Consider the following 16,771-nt stretch of genomic DNA (forward strand, 5'->3'; position numbering starts at 1 on the left):
CCGCAGCGGGCGTCAGTGCGCGGCCTCGTTCCAGTCGCGGCCGGCACCCACCTGTACATCCAACGGCACCGACAGCTCGGCAGCATCCGCCATCTGCGTGCGCACGATCTGCTCGACCCGGTCCCACTCGCCAGGTGCAACCTCGACCACGAGTTCGTCGTGGATCTGCAGCAGTACGCGCGAGGCGAGTTCGCTCTCGCGCAGGTCGGCGTGGATACGGTTCAGCGCGATCTTCATGATGTCCGCCGCGCTGCCCTGGATCGGCGCGTTCAACGCGGCGCGCTCCGCATTCTCGCGCAGCACGCGGTTCGGGCTGCTCAGGTCGGGGAACGGACGCCGACGGCCGAAGATGGTCTCGGTGTAGCCGTCTTCCTTCGCCTGAAGCACCGAGGCGCGCAGGTAGTCGCGCACTGCGCCGAATCGGGCGAAGTACTCCTTCATCAGCTGCTTGGCCTCGGACTGCTCGATGCGCAGCTGCTTGGACAGGCCGAACGCACTGAGCCCGTAGACCAAGCCGTACGACATGGCCTTGACCTTGGTGCGCATCGCCGGCGTCACCTCCTCAGGCTTGACGCCGAACACGCGCGCGCCGACGAAGCGATGCAGGTCCTCGCCCGAGTTGAACGCCTCGATCAGCCCGGCATCACCCGAAAGGTGAGCCATGATGCGCATCTCGATCTGCGAGTAGTCCGCGGTCAACAGCGTCTCGTAGTCGGCGCCGACCTCGAACGCGCTGCGGATGCGGCGCGATTCCTCGGTGCGCACCGGGATGTTCTGCAGGTTCGGGTCGGTGCTCGACAGTCGACCGGTCTGGCTGCCGGTCTGCACATAAGTCGTGTGGATCCGGTGGTCGTCGCGGATCGCCGAGTCGAGCGATTCGATGATCTGACGCAGCTTGGTCGCCTCGCGGTGCTGCAGCAGCAGAGCGAGGAACGGATGCGGGTTGGTCTCTTGCAGATCCGCGAGCACCGCAGCATCCGTGGAGTACCCGGTCTTGGTCTTGCGGGTCTTCGGCAACTGCAGGTCCTCGAAGAGGACTTCCTGCAGTTGCTTCGGCGATCCCATGTTGAACTCCCGACCCACCAGCGCGAACGCCTCAGCGGCGATCGTGTCGGTGCGCTCGCGCAGCTCGCCCGAGAACGTCGAGAGCACCTCGTGCGAGACCGCGACGCCGGCAGCTTCCATGTCGGCGAGCACGAGCACGGCCGGCAGTTCGATGTCGGTGAGCACCGTCGCCACGCCATCGGGCATCTGCTCACGCACGGCGGCCGCCGTGCGCAGAGTGAACCACGCCTGCTGTGCCGGCGTCGCACCGTCGGTCTCGGGAACGAGCTGCGAGGGATCGGCCTCGGGCAGCTTCTCGCCCAGGTACCGGTCGACGAGGTGACCGAGCGACTTGTCGGGGAAACTCGGCCGCATCAACCACCCGGCCAGAAGGGTGTCGTAGCCGAGGCCGCCGAGGCGGATGCCGGCGCGCAACAGCGCTTTGATCTGCGGCTTCGACTCATTGAGCACCTTCACCGCGTCGGACTCCAGCCACGGTTTCAACGCGGTCGCGATCTCATCGCTCCATCCGCATTCGCGCAGCTCGGTCGCACTCGCAATACCGACGCGGTCGATGGTCTCGGCCGTGGTCAGCAGCGTGAGCCCGAGCTCGCCCTCCTGAGCGCTGAGCCACGTCACGATCTGCTCTGCCGTCGACTCGACGGGGTCGGGAACCTGCACGGCGGGCTCGTCGTGCACCGGCTCATCCGCGGCGCCCACGGCGTCGAACACCCGGGGCAGCAGCGTACGGAACTCCAGTCGCGCGAAGATGTCGCGGACGGCCTGTGCATCGATCGGCGCGACCGCCAGCTCTGCGGGACTGAGGGGAAGTTCGACGTCGGTGAGCAGACGGTTCAATCGACGGTTGCGCCGCACATCGTCCATGTGCTCGCGCAGGTTCCCGCCGACGACACCCTTGATTTCCTCGGCGCGCGCGAGCAGTTCGTCGAGACTGCCGAACTGGGTCAGCCACTTCACGGCGGTCTTCTCGCCGACCTTGGGCACTCCCGGAAGGTTGTCGCTCGTCTCGCCGACGAGCGCCGCGATGTCGGGGTACTGCTCGGGACGCACGCCGTAGCGCTCCTGGACGGCGGACGGATCGTAGCGCTTGAGCTGCGAGACGCCCTGCACGGACGGATACAGCAGCGTCACCTCATCGTTGACGAGCTGAATCGTGTCGCGATCGCCCGAGACGAGCAGCACGTCGTACCCCTGAGCCGAGCCCTGCACAGAGAGCGTGGCGAGGATGTCGTCAGCCTCGAACCCCTCTTTCGTGAGCACGGGGATCGACATCGCCGCCAGGCACTCCTGCAGCAACGGGATCTGCCCCTTGAACTCGGACGGGGTCTCGGAACGCGTCGCCTTGTACTCGGGGTACTCATCGGTGCGGAAGGAGTGCCGCGAGGTGTCGAACGCGATCGCCATGTGCGTCGGCTTCTCAGCCTTGATCAGATTCACCAGCATCGACAGGAAGCCGTAGATGGCGTTGGTGTGCTGATTGTCGCGGGTGGTGAAGTTGTCGACCGGAAGGGCGAAGAAGGCCCGGTAGGCGAGCGAGTGGCCGTCGACGACCAGGAGGGTAGGCTTTGCGGAGTCCGTCACACAGCAAGCCTAACGAGCGCGACGGACACTCGCTGAGGAGGACAGGTGACACAGCACACCGAGATGTCGGGACTGGAATGGGCGACCCAACGAGGAATGGGTGCGCTCGCCGAGAAGATGGGCATGGAGTTCACCGAGTTCTCCATCGAGCGCAGTGTTGCGACGATGCCGGTCGAGGGCAACACGCAGCCGGTAGGACTGCTGCACGGCGGCGCCTACGTCGTTCTCGGCGAATCCCTGGGATCGATGGCAGCGAACCTGCACGCGGGTCCCGGGCGCCTCGCTGTCGGCGTCGACATCAACGCCACGCACACGCGTTCGGCGACCTCGGGCGTGGTCACCGGCGTGTGCACGCCGATCCACCTCGGTCGTAGCATGACCGTGCACGAGATCGTCGTCACGGACGATCAGGGGCGCCGGTGCTCGACGATCCGGATCACCAACATGATCAAGGCGATGGGGTGAGCGGGCACTAGCGCTCGCGCTCACCTCCCCGGCTGGTCAATCGACGAGAATACGCTGGAACAGGTCGTGGTCCTGCCACTCCCCTGCGATTCTCAAGTACTTCGGCGCCCGGCCGATGAGCGTGAATCCGTTGGACCGGAGCACCCGTTGCGAAGCGGTGTTGCGCACCAGGGTGGCGGCTTGAAGACGGTGCAGACCGAGCACCGACGAAGCATGTTCTCGGACTTCTGCCACGGCACGGGTCATGAGGCCCTTGCCGACGAGCGAGACGTCCATCCAGTACCCGAGGTCCGCGCTGTCGAAGGCACCGCGCACGATGTTGTTGATGTTGACCCGTCCGACGATGGCATCGTCGTCGTCGCGGGTCAGCACGAACGGGGCGCAGCGCCCGGCATCCCGGTCGTCGCAGGCAGTAGCGATCAACCGGTCCTGCTCGTCACCCGAGAAGAACACTTCTTCGCGCAGGGGATCCCACGGAGCCAGGTGCCGCCGGTTGCGACGATAAGCGGAAACGACAGCGGCCCCGTCGCTCCTCTGGAGCGCACGGAGCCGAATGCCGTCGTGGAGTTCGATCAGGACTTCTTGGGAGCGAGCTGCTCGATGATCGCCTTGGCGACGTCCTGCATCGTGAGGCGACGATCCATCGACGCCTTCTGGATCCAACGGAACGCCTCAGGCTCGGACAGGCCCATCTTCTCGTTCAGCAGGCCCTTCGCACGATCGACGAGCTTGCGCGTCTCGAAGCGCTCGACCATGTCGGAAACCTCGGCCTCGAGCGTGATGATCTGCTCGTGACGCGCCAGGGCGATCTCGATCGCCGGCAGCAGGTCGTTCGGGGTGAACGGCTTGACCACGTACGCCAGAGCGCCGGCCTCGCTGGCACGCTCGACGAGTTCCTTCTGGCTGAAGGCCGTCAGCAGCACCACGGGGGCGATGTTCGCCTTGTGCAGCTTCTCGGCCGCGCTGATGCCATCCAGCTGGGGCATCTTGACATCCATGACCACCAAGTCGGGACGCAGCTCGGTGGCAAGCTGCACGGCAGTCTCGCCGTCCCCGGCCTCACCGACGACATCGAAGCCGTTGTCGCGCAGGATCTCGACGATGTCGAGGCGGATCAGCGACTCGTCCTCGGCGACGACAACGCGTCGCGGAGCGGATGCCGTGGGCTGCTCGGGCTGTTCTTGCTCAGTCACAGAAGAAATCCTATCGGAGTGATTATCAGTGTTCACCTGTGCCGGCGGTGGGACTCGAACCCACACGTCTTTCGACAAAGCATTTTGAGTGCTCCGCGTCTGCCATTCCGCCACGCCGGCCCCGATCGACTTTAGCGCATGGAACGGGGCGGAGCCCGCAGGCCCCGCCCCGTTCCTGACGCTCAGACTCCGGTCTTGTAGACCGGTGCGGCTCCGCCGACGGCATCCCCGACCTTGTGGACGCGGATGTCGTTGGTCGAACCGACGATTCCGGGAGGGGAACCGGAGATCACCACGACCCGGTCGCCCTCCTGCGCCAGGCCCGTGCGCAGCAGGTACTCGTCCACCTGCAGGTACATCGAGTCGGTGTGCTGCACGGCGTCGACCAGAGTCGACGTCAGACCCCACGTGAGGGCCATACGACGGCGGATGCCGGGCTCCGGGGTGAACGCGAGCATCGGGATGCGCGAACGCAGACGCGAGAGCCTGCGTGCCGAGTCGCCCGACTGCGTGAACACGCACAGGAACTTCGCCTCGACGAACTCGGCGACCTCGAGCGCGGCGAGGGTGATCGCACCGCCCTGTGTGCGCGGCTTGGTCGTCAAGGGCTGAATGCGCTCCAGACCGTGCTCCTCGGTCGACTCGATGATGCGCGCCATCGTCTCGACGACGACCACCGGGTACTCGCCCACGCTCGTCTCGCCCGAGAGCATGACCGCGTCGGCTCCGTCGAGAACGGCGTTCGCCACGTCGGAGGTCTCCGCGCGTGTCGGAACGGGGCTCTCGATCATCGACTCGAGCATCTGTGTCGCCACGATCACCGGCTTGGCGTTGCGGCGCGCCAGCTCCACCGCGCGCTTCTGCACGATCGGCACGGCCTCCAGCGGAAGCTCCACGCCCAGGTCGCCGCGGGCGACCATGATGCCGTCGAAGGCATCGACGATCTCTTCGAGCGCTGCCACGGCCTGCGGCTTCTCGATCTTGGCGATGACGGGGATGCGCACACCCTCTTCAGCCATGATCTCGTGGACGCGATCGACGTCGGCCGCATTGCGCACGAACGACAGGGCGATGACATCCGCACCGGTGCGAAGGCCCCAGCGCAGATCGTCCTCGTCCTTCTCGCTCAACGCGGGCACGTTCACGGCGACACCAGGCAGGTTGATGCCCTTGTTGTTCGAGACCGCGCCGGCGACGATGACCTTGGTGGTCACGACGGTGCCATCGGTCTCGACGACCTCGACGCGCACCTTGCCGTCATCGATCAGCAGGAAGTCGCCGGGCTTGACGTCCTGCGGCAGGCCCTTGAACGTCGTCCCGCAGATCTCGCGGTTGCCGATGATGTCCTCAGTGGTGATCTTGAAGATGTCCCCTGCAGCGAGCTCGTAGGGGCCGTCCTCAAACTTGCCGAGGCGGATCTTCGGGCCCTGCAGGTCAACGAGCACGGCGACCGCACGGCCTGCATCGTCGGCAGCGCGACGGACATTGGCGTAGTTCGCGTCGTGCACGGTGTAGTCGCCGTGGCTGAGGTTCAGCCGGGCGACGTCCACACCGGCGTCGATCAGTGCACGGACGGTCTCATACGTCGACGTGGCGGGTCCCAGGGTGGCGACGATCTTCGCGCGTCTCAAATCTTCTCCAGAGTTGGAAGGGAAAGTACACAGGATGGCGACGTTGCCGCACTCAGCCTACGCGGGTGGGACGCTCAGTGCGACGTCCGTTGCAGCGACAGGGGCCGGCAGTGAGGTCGTGCCCATCAGGTGGCGATCCATTGCGGATGCCGCCGCGCGGCCCTCCGCGATAGCCCAGACGATCAGCGACTGGCCGCGCCCCGCGTCACCGGCGACGAACACGCCCGGCAGGGATGTCGAGTAGTCGGCATCCCGACGCAGCGCGCCACGCTCGGACACGGGCAGCGTGCTGTCGCCCTGGAACGACGCGGTCTCGGGCCCGGTGAAGCCCATCGCGATCAGGACGAGGTCAGCGGGGATCTCGCGCTCGGTCCCGCTCTTGGGTACTCGCCGTCCGTCGACGAACTCGGTCTCGGCGACACGCACCGCCCTGACCTCCCCCGCGCCGTTCGACAGGAACTCGACGGTAGAGGCGAGATAGGTGCGTTCACCACCCTCTTCGTGAGCGGACTGCACTTCGAACAGAGTGGGCATGGTGGGCCAGGGCTGGCTCTCAGGCCGCTCCGTGCCGGGCTGGCGACCGATAGCGAGGTTGGTGACGCTGAGCGCACCGTGCCGATGCGCGGTGCCGATGCAGTCGGCACCGGTGTCGCCGCCGCCGATGACCACCACGTGTTTGCCGGTGGCCGTGATCTGATCCGAGACGTCGTCCCCCGCGTTCGCTCGGTTGGACTCGACCAGGTACTCCATCGCGAAGTGCACGCCGGCGAGGTCACGGCCCGGGATGAATAGGTCACGCGGCACTGTCGCCCCCGTGGCCACCAGAACGGCGTCGTAGCGTGCCCGCAGGTCGTCCCAGGTGATGTCGGTGCCGATCTCGACGCCCGCGCGGAACCGCGTGCCCTCCTCCTGCATCTGACGCAGGCGCGTCTCGAGGTGGCGCTTCTCCATCTTGAAGTCGGGGATGCCGTAGCGCAGCAGGCCGCCGATGCGGTCGTCGCGCTCGAACACGACGACGGTGTGCCCGGCACGCGTGAGCTGCTGCGCCGCGGCCAGACCCGCGGGGCCTGAGCCGACAACAGCCACCGTCTTGCCCGTCAGCCGCTGCGGCGGCTGGGGCTGGACCCAGCCGTTGCCGAAGGCCTCGTCGATGATCGAGACCTCGATCTGCTTGATGGTCACCGCCGGTTGGTTGATGCCGAGCACGCACGAGCTCTCGCACGGCGCTGGGCACAACCGGCCCGTGAACTCCGGGAAGTTGTTTGTGGCGTGCAGGCGTTCGATCGCCGCACGCCCCTCCCCGCGCCAGGTCAGATCGTTCCACTCCGGGATCAGGTTGCCCAGCGGGCATCCGGAGTGGCAGAACGGCACGCCGCAGTCCATACAGCGACCGGCTTGCCGCTTGAGCACGTTCCGGTCGCCCGGCTCGTAGACCTCTTTCCAGTCCATGATCCGCACCGCGACCGGGCGGCGAGCCGGGAGCTCCCGCTCGGTCGTCTTCAGAAAGCCCTTGGGGTCAGCCACCGGTCACCTCCAGGATCCGGTTCCAGATCGCGTCGCCGTCGGGGTCGATCCCCGCGGCCTCTGCTTCCTGGCGCATGGTCTGTACTGCCGCGTAGTCCCGCGGCAGCACCTTGGTGAAATCTGCCTGGCTGCGCTCGAACTCGGCCAGGATCTCGGATGCCAGTGGCGAACCCGTGCTCTGCACGTGTTCGTCGAGCATCCCTCGGAGCACCTCGACATCGGCGCGGTCCAGCGGCTCCAGCCGCAGTTCGCCCGATGCGAGTGCCTCAGCGTTGACGTTGGCGGTGCGCAGTCCGCGCACATACGCGACACCACCCGACATGCCCGCACCGAGATTGCGGCCGGTCTCGCCGAGGATCACCGCCGTGCCGCCGGTCATGTACTCCAGGGCGTGGTCGCCCACGCCCTCGACGACAGCAGTCGCTCCGGAATTGCGGACCAGGAACCGTTCGCCGACGACGCCCGAGATGAACATCGTCCCGCTGGTCGCGCCGTAGCCGATGACGTTTCCGGCGATGACGTTGTGGTGCGGTGCGAACGATGCGCCGCGCGCGGGTCGGACGGTGATGTCTCCGCCCGAGAGGCCCTTGCCGACGTAGTCGTTGGCGTCGCCCTCCAACCGCAGCACAATGCCCTGTGGCAGGAAAGCTCCCAACGATTGTCCTGCCGTGCCGTGCAGCGTGATGTCGATCGTGCCGCGGGCCAGCCCGTGCGCGCCGCGCCGAGCCGTCAGGTGGTGCCCCAGCATGGTGCCGACCGCGCGCTCGGTGTTGCGGATGGGCAGTTCGACCACCACTGGTTCACCGCTATCCAATGCGTCCGCCGCGTGTGCGATCAGCGCCACGTCGAAGTGCTTCTCCAGTTCGTGGTCCTGTGTGCGACCGCTCCTGCGCGGCTCCCCGGCGGGGAACGCCGGGCCGTGCAGGATCGGCGACAGGTCGAGGCCGTCGCTCTTCCAATGGCGCAGCGCGCGATCGGTACGCAAGAGGTCCGCGCGCCCGATCACCTCATCCAGCGAACGGAAGCCGAGTTCGGCGAGCAGCTCGCGCACCTCTTCGGCGATGAACTCCATGAAGTTCACGACGAACTCCGGCTTGCCCGTAAACCGCTCCCGCAGCACCGGGTTCTGCGTCGCGACCCCCACCGGGCAGGTGTCCAAGTGGCACACGCGCATCATGATGCATCCGCTGACCACCAGCGGCGCGGTCGCGAAACCGAACTCCTCGGCCCCCAGCAGTGCACCGATGATGACGTCGCGCCCGGTCTTGAGCTGCCCGTCCACCTGGACGATGACCCGATCGCGCATGCCGTTGAGCATCAGCGTCTGCTGCGTCTCTGCCAGGCCGAGCTCCCACGGTGTTCCGGCGTGCTTGAGCGAGTTCAGCGGGCTGGCGCCCGTGCCCCCGTCATGACCCGAGACCAGCACGACATCGCTCAGCGCCTTCGCCACACCGGCCGCTACCGCACCGATGCCCGACTGGCTGACGAGCTTGGTGTGGATGCGTGCCTTCGGGTTCGCGCGCTTGAGGTCGAAGATCAACTGCTTGAGGTCTTCGATCGAGTAGATGTCGTGATGCGGCGGCGGCGAGATGAGCCCCACCCCTGGCGTCGCATGACGAGTGCGCGCCACCCACGGATACACCTTCTGCGGCGGCAGCTGGCCGCCCTCCCCCGGCTTGGCGCCCTGGGCGAGTTTGATCTGCAGATCGTCCGCCTCGGTGAGGTACTGGCTGGTGACCCCGAACCTGCCCGACGCGACCTGTTTGATGGCGCTTCGACGCTCGGGGTCGACGAGTCGCTCGGGATCCTCGCCGCCCTCACCCGTGTTCGATTTCGCGCCCAGTCGATTCATGGCGATCGCAAGCGTCTCGTGCGCCTCCTGCGAGATCGAGCCGTAGCTCATCGCTCCGGTCGAGAAGCGCTTGACGATCGATGACACCGGCTCGACCTCGTCCAGCGGCACGGGCGGGCGCTCACCGGTACGCAGTTCGAACAGCCCCCGCAGGGTCTTGAGCTCCGCTGCCTGGTCGTCGACGAGGCGGGTGTAGTCCCGGAAGATGTCGTACCGGCGGGTGCGGGTGGAGTGCTGCAACCGGAAGACGGTCTCGGGGTTGAACAGGTGCGGCGTTCCGTCGCGCCGCCACTGGTACTCGCCGCCCGTCCACAGCCGCTCATGCGCCCGCGGCGCAGGATCCTGCGGATACGCGAAGTCGTGTCGGGCCTGGTTCTCGGCGTAGACGTCTTCGATGCCGATGCCACCGAGCTTGGTCTCGGTACCGGTGAAGTAGGCGTCGATGAACTCCTGGCTCAGACCCACCGCCTCGAACACCTGCGCGCCGGCATACGACGAGACGGTCGAGATGCCCATCTTCGACATGATCTTCAGCACGCCCTTGCCGAGCGCGTAGATCAGGTTGCGCACCGCCTTCTCGGGCGTGATGCCGGTGATGAACCCGGTGCGCACCAGGTGCTCGACGCTCTCCATCGCCAGGTACGGATTCACGGCCGAGGCCCCGTATCCGATGAGCGTGGCGACGTGATGCACCTCACGTACATCGCCCGCCTCGACGACCAGCCCGACCTTCATGCGGTTCTGACGACGGATGAGGTGGTGGTGCACCGCAGAGACCATCAGCAACGACGGAATCGGAACGAGGTCCTTGTCGGAGTCGCGATCCGAGAGGATGAGCAGTTCCGCTCCCCGCTCGATGGCGGCGTCCGCCTCGGCGCACATCTCGTCGAGGCGCTCCTGCATCGTGTGGGCACCTGCGTCGAAGTGGTACAGGCCCCTGATCGTGGCACTGGAGTGCCCGGGCAGGGCTTTCTCGATGTGCCGGATCTTCGCCAGTTCGTCGTTGTCGATCACCGGGAAGTCGAGCGTCACAGTGCGCGCGTGATCCGGACCCCAGCTCAACAGGTTGCGCTCCGGGCCGAGCCCGAGACGAAGGCTGGTGACCACCTCTTCACGGATGGCGTCCAGCGGCGGGTTCGTGACCTGCGCGAACTGCTGCACGAAGTAATCGAACAGCAGCCGCGGGCGGTCGCTCAAAGCGGCGATCGGTGCGTCGCTCCCCATGGCACCGAGTGGCTCCGCGCCGTTCTGCCCCATCGGGGTGAGCAGGATGCGCACCTCTTCCTCGGTGTAACCGAAGGTGCGCTGGCGACGAGTGATCGAGGCCGCGGGATGCACGATGTGCTCCCGCTCGGGAAGATCGGCGAGGCGCACGGCGCCCTTGTCGAGCCACTCCTGCCAAGGGTGCATCGTGGCCAGGTCGTGCTTGATCTCGTCGTCCTCGACGATCCGTCCTTCGGCGGTATCGACGAGGAACATGCGGCCCGGGCTGAGACGGCCACGGCGCTTGATGCGCTCGGGAGCGAACTCGAGCACACCGGTCTCGCTGCCGATCACCACCAGGCCGTCGGTGGTCTCGGTCCAGCGCCCCGGCCGCAGACCGTTGCGGTCGAGGGTGGCGCCCACCTGGACCCCGTCGGTGAAGATCAGCGCTGCCGGACCGTCCCACGGCTCCATCTGGTTCGCGTGGTACTCGTAGAACGCCCGCAGGTCGGCGTCCATGGAGGTCTGCTTCTCCCATGCCTCGGGGACCATCATCATGATCGCGTGGGGCAGGCTGCGCCCGGTGAGAGTGAGCAGCTCGAGCACCTCGTCGAACGAGGCCGAGTCGCTGGCACCCTCCGTGCAGATCGGCAGGAGCGGCCCGATCTCACCGATCAGGTCCGACTCGAGCTGCGACTGTCGGGCCCGCATCCAGTTGCGGTTGCCACCGACGGTGTTGATCTCTCCGTTATGGGCGAGCATCCTCAGCGGCTGCGCCAGCGGCCACGACGGGAAGGTGTTGGTCGAGTAGCGGGAGTGCACGATCGCCAGCTCCGATGCGAAGCGCTCGTCCTGCAGATCGGGGTAGAACGGCTCCAGCTGAAGGGTGGTGACCATGCCCTTGTAGCCGAGCGTGCGGCTGGAGAGCGACACGAAGTAGGCGCCGAGCTCATGCCCGGCGCGCTTGCGCAACCGGTAGGCGATGCGGTCCAGTGCGAGCGACGACTCGGTCGTGCCCTCCAGCGCCACGAACAGCTGCTCGAACGCAGGGCGTGCCTCGTCGGCGAGCTTTCCGAGGTGCTCATTGGCGGTCGGGACCACTCGCCAGCCGAGAACCGAGAGTCCTTCTTCGGCGGCGATGCGTTCGATGCCGGCCTTCTGCTCGCGGCGGGCGCTCGACTCCCGAGGGAGGAACGCGAGGCCGGCGGCGTAGGTGCCCGCGGCGGGGAGCTCGAAGGGAGCGACTTCCCGGAGGAACGCGTCGGGCATCTGGGTGAGGATGCCCGCTCCATCGCCGGTGCCGGCATCCGAGCCGATCGCACCGCGGTGTTCCAGGTTGCGCAGCGCTTCGAGCGCCAACGCGATGATGTCGTGGCCGGGTTCCCCGCGGAGTGTCGCGACCATGGCCAGGCCGCAGGCATCCTTCTCGTGGGCGGGGTTGTAGAGCCCTTGCTTCGGGGGGTAGGCGCCGGAGGCACCGTATGGAGGCTGGAAGTACACCAGTCACCGTCCTCAGTTCTCAGTGAACCCGGGGACGTCATCGGCCCGCTCGTTCAGTGCGATTTCTCGCGTGAAGAGGCGCTCAGAGAGCGTCCTCGCTGACGGGAGCGGTGCTTGTGGCGATCGCTCCTAGTCGACTTCGGTCTTCGCCGGAGGCTCGCTCACGTCGACGAAGTCGGAGGGATTGTCCTGCGAGTCTACATCCGCCTCGGCGGGCACTCGTCCCGGCACGTACGGCGACGGCTCGACACCGGGGTGACGGCGCGTCTGGACGATCATGATGACCAGACCCACGAGCACGCCGAAGATCGCGGCCCAGACGTTGCTGCGCAGGCCGAACAGCACCTCACTCGGGTCGATGCGGATCGACTCCCAGACGATGCGTCCTGCGCTGTACCAGATCAGGTAGAGCGCGAACAGCTTGCCCCACTGCAGCTTCAGCTTCGAGCCTGCCCACAGCAGCACGATGACGCCCAGACCGTTCCACAGGACCTCGTACAGGAACGTGGGGTGGAACAGCGTTCCCTCGGCAAGACCGGGAGGGAAGGCAGGGTTGGTCGACTCGATCTCGAGTCCCCACGGCAGATCAGTCGGCAGTCCGAACAGTTCGTGGTTGAACCAGTTGCCGAAACGCCCCATCGCCTGCGCGAGCAGAAGCCCGGGTGCGAGGGCATCGGCGAACGTCCAGAACCGGATGCCCGTCCACCGGCATCCGAGCCAGGCGCCGACAGCGCCGCCCATCAGCGCGCCGAAGATGGCGATGCCACCCTCCCAGATGGCCCAGACAGACCCCTGCTCGAACGGGTTCCAGGTGTTCTTGCCGGGCCCGAAGTAGAAATCGGGGTGGGTGAGCACATGGAAGATGCGCGCACCGATGATGCCCAGCACGATCGCCGGGATCGCGATGTCGATCACAATCCACTTCTCCGCACCGCGCTTGGTCAAGCGGTGGTTGGCGATCAGCGCGGCCACGATGATGCCCGCGATGATGCACAGCGCGTAGAAGTGAATCGTCAGCGGACCGATCTGCAGGTAGCTGACCGACGGGCTCGGGATACTCGCGGGCACGGTGATGAGGGTGCTGAGAGGCGCGAAGGGCATGAGAACGATCCTAGTATCGCGTCGTCGGCGTACCGCCGGCGAGAGCTCGGGTGGTTTCGGCGAGGGCGTCCAGACCGCCATCGCGCAGGGCCTTGACGAGGGCAGTGCCGACGATCGCACCATCGGCGTACTCGACGACGCCGGCGATCTGGTCGGCGTTCGAGATGCCGATGCCGACACAGGCGCGCACGTCGCCGCGGGCGCGCATACGCTCGACGAGAGTGCGGGCTGCACGGTCGAGCTCGGCGCGCTCACCGGTGATGCCCATGGTTGAGACCGTGTACACGAAGCCGGTGGACGAAGACAGCACAAGATCGAGACGTTCGTCGCTCGAGGTCGGCGCGGCGAGGAAGATCCGATCCAAACCGGTGCGCTTGCTGGCGGCGATCCACTCGCCGCCAGCTTCGGGCGTGATGTCGGGTGTGATCAGGCCCGCACCACCGGCGGCGAGCAGATCGTCAGCGTAACGATCGACGCCGTACTGCATGACGGGGTTCCAGTACGTCATCACGACCACGGGCACGTCGGTCTCGGCGCTGATCCGCTGCACGGCGGTGAACAGGTCGCGCATGCGGAAGCCGTTCGCCAGAGCATGCTGTGTCGCTTGCTGAATGACCTCGCCGTCCATCACCGGGTCCGAGTAGGGCGGACCGATCTCGATGATGTCGACGCCGTTGCGCGCCAGCGTCACAGCCGCCTGGATGCTCGTCTCCAGGTCGGGATATCCGATCGGCAGATAACCGATGAACGCGCCGCGCCCGGCGGCATGCGCCTTGTCGATGGCTGCTGCGACGCGGCTCACGATGCGTCGTCCTCTCGGTCGTAGAGATCGAAGTAGCGTGCGGCGGTGTCCATGTCCTTGTCGCCGCGACCCGACAGGCACACGGCGATCACGCCGTCCGTGCCGAGCTCGCGGCCCAGTCGCAGGGCTGCGGCCAGCGCATGCGCCGACTCGATCGCGGGGATGATGCCCTCGGTGCGGCTGAGCAGACGCAACGCCTGCATCGCCTCGTCGTCGGTCGCCGGGATGTACTCGGCGCGCCCGATGTCGCTGAGCCATGCGTGCTCGGGCCCGACACCCGGGTAGTCGAGTCCGGCCGAGATCGAGTGCGACTCGATGGTCTGGCCGTCCTCGTCCTGCAGTACGTAGGTCTTGGCGCCGTGCAGCACGCCGGGACGTCCCCGTTCGATCGAGGCCGCGTGACGATCGGTGTCGACGCCGTCGCCCGCCGCCTCGACGCCGTACAGACGGACGTCGGCATCGTCGAGGAACGCATCGAACATGCCGATCGCATTGGAGCCTCCGCCGACGCACGCGACGACGGCGTCCGGAAGTCGGCCGGCCTCGTCGAGCAGCTGCTCGCGTGCTTCTTCGCCGATGACCTTCTGGAAGTCGCGCACCATCGCCGGGAACGGGTGCGGACCCGCCGCGGTGCCGAAGATGTAGTTGGTCGTCTCGACGCTGGCGACCCAGTCGCGGTACGCGTCGTTGATGGCGTCCTTCAGGGTGCGCGACCCGGTCGTGACCGGAATGACCTCGGCACCGAGAAGGCGCATCCGGGCCACGTTCAGAGCCTGGCGTTCGGTGTCGACCTCACCCATGTAGATCGTGCAGTCCAGGCCGAACAGCGCCGCGGCGGTGGCCGTGGCGACGCCGTGCTGGCCCGCGCCGGTCTCGGCGATCACCCGGGTCTTGCCCAGCCGCTTGGTCAGCAGAGCCTGGCCCAGCACGTTGTTGATCTTGTGCGACCCGGTGTGGTTGAGGTCTTCGCGCTTGAGGAAGACGCGCGCGCCACCGGCGTGCTCGGCAAACCGGGGCACCTCGGTGATCGGCGACGGACGCCCCGCGTACGAATGCAGCAGGGCTGCCAGCTCCGCGCGGAACTGCGGGTCGGCGAGGGCATCCTCGTACGCCGCGGTGAGTTCGTCGATGGCCGCGATGAGCGATTCGGGCATGAACCGCCCACCGAACTCACCGAAGAACGGTCCGTGCTGGTCGCGCAGGCTCACCGTGCGCCTCCTCGTGCGGTGGGGGCCGCTCCCGCGGCCAGGAAACTCTGCAGCGTCGCGACGGCATCGCCGGTCACAAGTGCTTCACCGATCAGCACCACGTCGGCGCCGGCCTCGCGGTACCGGGTGACATCCTCGGGAGCGAGCACCGCAGATTCCGCGATCTTGACCGCGGAGTCGGGGATGCGGTCGGCGAGGCGTCCGAACAGATCGCGGTCCAGCTCGAGTGTGTGCAGGTTGCGCGCGTTGACGCCGATCAGATCGGCGCCCAGATCGATGGCGACCTCGAGCTCCTCAGCCGAGTGGGTTTCGACCAGCGGCGTCATGCCGAGCTGAAGGATCAGCTCGTGCAGTTCGAAGAGGGTCTTGCGTTCCAGACCGGCGACGATCAACAGTGCGAGATCTGCGCCCGCGGCGCGTGCCTCGAACACCTGATACGGCGTCGCGATGAAGTCCTTGCGCAGCACCGGCAGGGACACGCGGGCGGTAACGGCTTCGAGGTCGGCGAGGCTGCCGCCGAAGCGACGTTCCTCGGTCAGAACGCTGATCGCCGAGGCGCCGCCCTGCTCGTAGAGCGAAGCCTGCAGCGCGGGATCGGCGATCTCGGCCAGCGCACCGCGCGAGGGGCTCGCACGCTTGACCTCGGCGATGATCTTGACGTGGTCTGCGGGCGCCAGGGCGGCGCGGGCATCCCGTGCGGCCGACCGCTGTGCGGCATCGCGCTCCACGACAGAGAGCGGTCGCGACAGCGCGCGCCGCTCGGCGTCCTGCACCGCGCCGGCCGTGAGGTCGGCGAGCACCATCAGTGTGCCTTCGGTGTGTACTTCGGGCCCTTCACGCCCCAGCCTGCCTTGGCCATCACCCAGCCGACGATCAGTCCAGCGACGATGATGCCACCACTCACCATGACGGCGACGGGCATGTCGAGGCAGAAGAAGACGGCTCCGGCGGTGAAGCCGAGCAGCATGATCACGACGGCCGTCCACGCAGCAGGCGAGTGTCCGTGTCCGGGGTCGGCGATCGGGTTGGTCATGTTCTCCTCCGGGAGGCTAGGGGAATTCGATTCAGTCTATCGGGCTGCGTCGGTCGGGTCGGTTCCCTGGGACAGCTCGTCCCAGGAATCGATCGCGTCCAGCGGTCCGTCATCGTGGTGCTTCGCTTCGGAAGCGGCGCGGTACCGGCGACCGCCCGACGCCCAGCCGCGCGCCGTGAACAGCACGAAGACGGATGCCAGCAACAGAAGCACCCACGCCGCCAGCGCGATCGCGGGCCAGCCGGTGGGTTCGATCTTCGCGACGATCGTGTAGAGCGCGGAGTCCCCGCTCAATCCGGTCGCCTCGGCGACAGCATCCGCTGCCACGCTCAGCGGTGGACCGACGAGCAGCGTCGCCGTGCCCGCGAGCAACACGCCCGAGGCTGCGATGGTGAGCACTCCGAGCACGTACCGCAGTACGGGGCCGGCGATGGCGAGCACGGCTCCGAGCGCCAGCACCGCCAGCGAGAGCGGCGCGAGCAGCGTCAACGCATCGGCGCCGGCGATCAGCAGCGGCTCGACAGCATCCGAGCGTTCGACGACCAACCAGGTCTGCGTCGAAGAGACGATTCCGATCGCACCGGCGAGCAGGATGGTCAGCACGGAGAGCATT

General features: G+C 67.1%; 13 protein-coding genes and 1 tRNA gene. 1 reads left to right on the forward strand and 13 read right to left on the reverse strand.

Annotated features, from left to right (window positions below; all coding sequences use genetic code 11):
* Positions 1 to 12: 12 nt before the first annotated feature.
* On the reverse strand, positions 13 to 2,646 hold the full coding sequence (gene polA, locus JF543_RS09135) for a DNA polymerase I (RefSeq protein ID WP_206823818.1): 2,634 nt from the start codon (positions 2,644 to 2,646) through the stop codon (positions 13 to 15).
* Positions 2,647 to 2,709: 63 nt separating this feature from the next.
* Between polA and JF543_RS09140 the strand changes: the two genes are divergently transcribed.
* Positions 2,710 to 3,111 carry a hotdog fold thioesterase gene (locus tag JF543_RS09140; RefSeq protein WP_179411854.1) on the forward strand — a complete coding sequence of 134 codons (402 nt, stop codon included), beginning with the start codon at positions 2,710 to 2,712 and terminating at the stop codon, positions 3,109 to 3,111.
* Positions 3,112 to 3,147: 36 nt separating this feature from the next.
* Here JF543_RS09140 and JF543_RS09145 read toward each other — a convergent pair whose 3' ends face one another.
* The 12 genes from JF543_RS09145 to JF543_RS09200 form a co-directional block, all read right to left on the reverse strand.
* Entirely contained in the window at positions 3,148 to 3,774 is a 627-nt protein-coding gene (locus tag JF543_RS09145; protein WP_347401129.1) for a GNAT family N-acetyltransferase, read from the reverse strand.
* Entirely contained in the window at positions 3,684 to 4,304 is a 621-nt protein-coding gene (locus JF543_RS09150; protein ID WP_179410824.1) for an ANTAR domain-containing response regulator, read from the reverse strand. Before JF543_RS09150 ends, JF543_RS09145 begins: the two co-directional genes overlap by 91 nt.
* 39 nt (positions 4,305 to 4,343) lie before the next feature.
* A tRNA-Leu gene (locus JF543_RS09155) sits at positions 4,344 to 4,424 on the reverse strand.
* Positions 4,425 to 4,486: 62 nt separating this feature from the next.
* Positions 4,487 to 5,935, reverse strand: coding sequence for a pyruvate kinase (gene pyk / locus JF543_RS09160; RefSeq protein WP_179410823.1), 1,449 nt, complete (start codon positions 5,933 to 5,935; stop codon positions 4,487 to 4,489).
* A gap of 57 nt (positions 5,936 to 5,992) precedes the next feature.
* The gene (locus tag JF543_RS09165; RefSeq protein WP_206823820.1) at positions 5,993 to 7,459 is read right to left on the reverse strand and encodes a glutamate synthase small subunit; all 1,467 of its coding nucleotides are present in this window, start codon (positions 7,457 to 7,459) and stop codon (positions 5,993 to 5,995) included.
* The gene (gltB, locus tag JF543_RS09170; protein ID WP_206823824.1) at positions 7,452 to 12,014 is read right to left on the reverse strand and encodes a glutamate synthase large subunit; all 4,563 of its coding nucleotides are present in this window, start codon (positions 12,012 to 12,014) and stop codon (positions 7,452 to 7,454) included. Before gltB ends, JF543_RS09165 begins: the two co-directional genes overlap by 8 nt.
* 129 nt (positions 12,015 to 12,143) lie before the next feature.
* The gene (gene lgt / locus JF543_RS09175; RefSeq protein WP_206549867.1) at positions 12,144 to 13,115 is read right to left on the reverse strand and encodes a prolipoprotein diacylglyceryl transferase; all 972 of its coding nucleotides are present in this window, start codon (positions 13,113 to 13,115) and stop codon (positions 12,144 to 12,146) included.
* Positions 13,116 to 13,125: 10 nt separating this feature from the next.
* The gene (trpA, locus tag JF543_RS09180) at positions 13,126 to 13,920 is read right to left on the reverse strand and encodes a tryptophan synthase subunit alpha (RefSeq protein WP_206824294.1); all 795 of its coding nucleotides are present in this window, start codon (positions 13,918 to 13,920) and stop codon (positions 13,126 to 13,128) included.
* Positions 13,914 to 15,125: a tryptophan synthase subunit beta gene (trpB, locus tag JF543_RS09185; RefSeq protein ID WP_179410819.1), complete on the reverse strand. Its 1,212-nt coding sequence runs from the start codon at positions 15,123 to 15,125 to the stop codon at positions 13,914 to 13,916. Before trpB ends, trpA begins: the two co-directional genes overlap by 7 nt.
* The gene (gene trpC / locus JF543_RS09190; protein WP_179411852.1) at positions 15,122 to 15,925 is read right to left on the reverse strand and encodes an indole-3-glycerol phosphate synthase TrpC; all 804 of its coding nucleotides are present in this window, start codon (positions 15,923 to 15,925) and stop codon (positions 15,122 to 15,124) included. The genes trpB and trpC overlap by 4 nt, the downstream gene beginning before the upstream one ends.
* A 2-nt stretch (positions 15,926 to 15,927) precedes the next feature.
* The gene (locus JF543_RS09195) at positions 15,928 to 16,158 is read right to left on the reverse strand and encodes an HGxxPAAW family protein (RefSeq protein WP_179410818.1); all 231 of its coding nucleotides are present in this window, start codon (positions 16,156 to 16,158) and stop codon (positions 15,928 to 15,930) included.
* 36 nt (positions 16,159 to 16,194) lie between these two features.
* Positions 16,195 to 16,770, reverse strand: coding sequence for a Trp biosynthesis-associated membrane protein (locus JF543_RS09200; RefSeq protein WP_224817833.1), 576 nt, complete (start codon positions 16,768 to 16,770; stop codon positions 16,195 to 16,197).
* Between the last annotated feature and the right edge of the window lies 1 nt (position 16,771).

The organism is Microbacterium esteraromaticum, assembly GCF_017303215.1.
Classification (GTDB): Bacteria; Actinomycetota; Actinomycetes; order Actinomycetales; family Microbacteriaceae; genus Microbacterium; species Microbacterium esteraromaticum_C.

What these genes read in the sequence shown, in the direction of transcription:
- JF543_RS09140 (WP_179411854.1), top strand. Translation starts at nt 2,710, where the DNA reads ATGTCGGGACTGGAATGGGCGACCCAACGAGGAATGGGTGCGCTCGCC.
- lgt (WP_206549867.1), bottom strand. Translation starts at nt 13,115, where the DNA reads ATGCCCTTCGCGCCTCTCAGCACCCTCATCACCGTGCCCGCGAGTATC.
- JF543_RS09195 (WP_179410818.1), bottom strand. Translation starts at nt 16,158, where the DNA reads ATGACCAACCCGATCGCCGACCCCGGACACGGACACTCGCCTGCTGCG.
- JF543_RS09200 (WP_224817833.1), bottom strand. Translation starts at nt 16,770, where the DNA reads ATGCTCTCCGTGCTGACCATCCTGCTCGCCGGTGCGATCGGAATCGTC.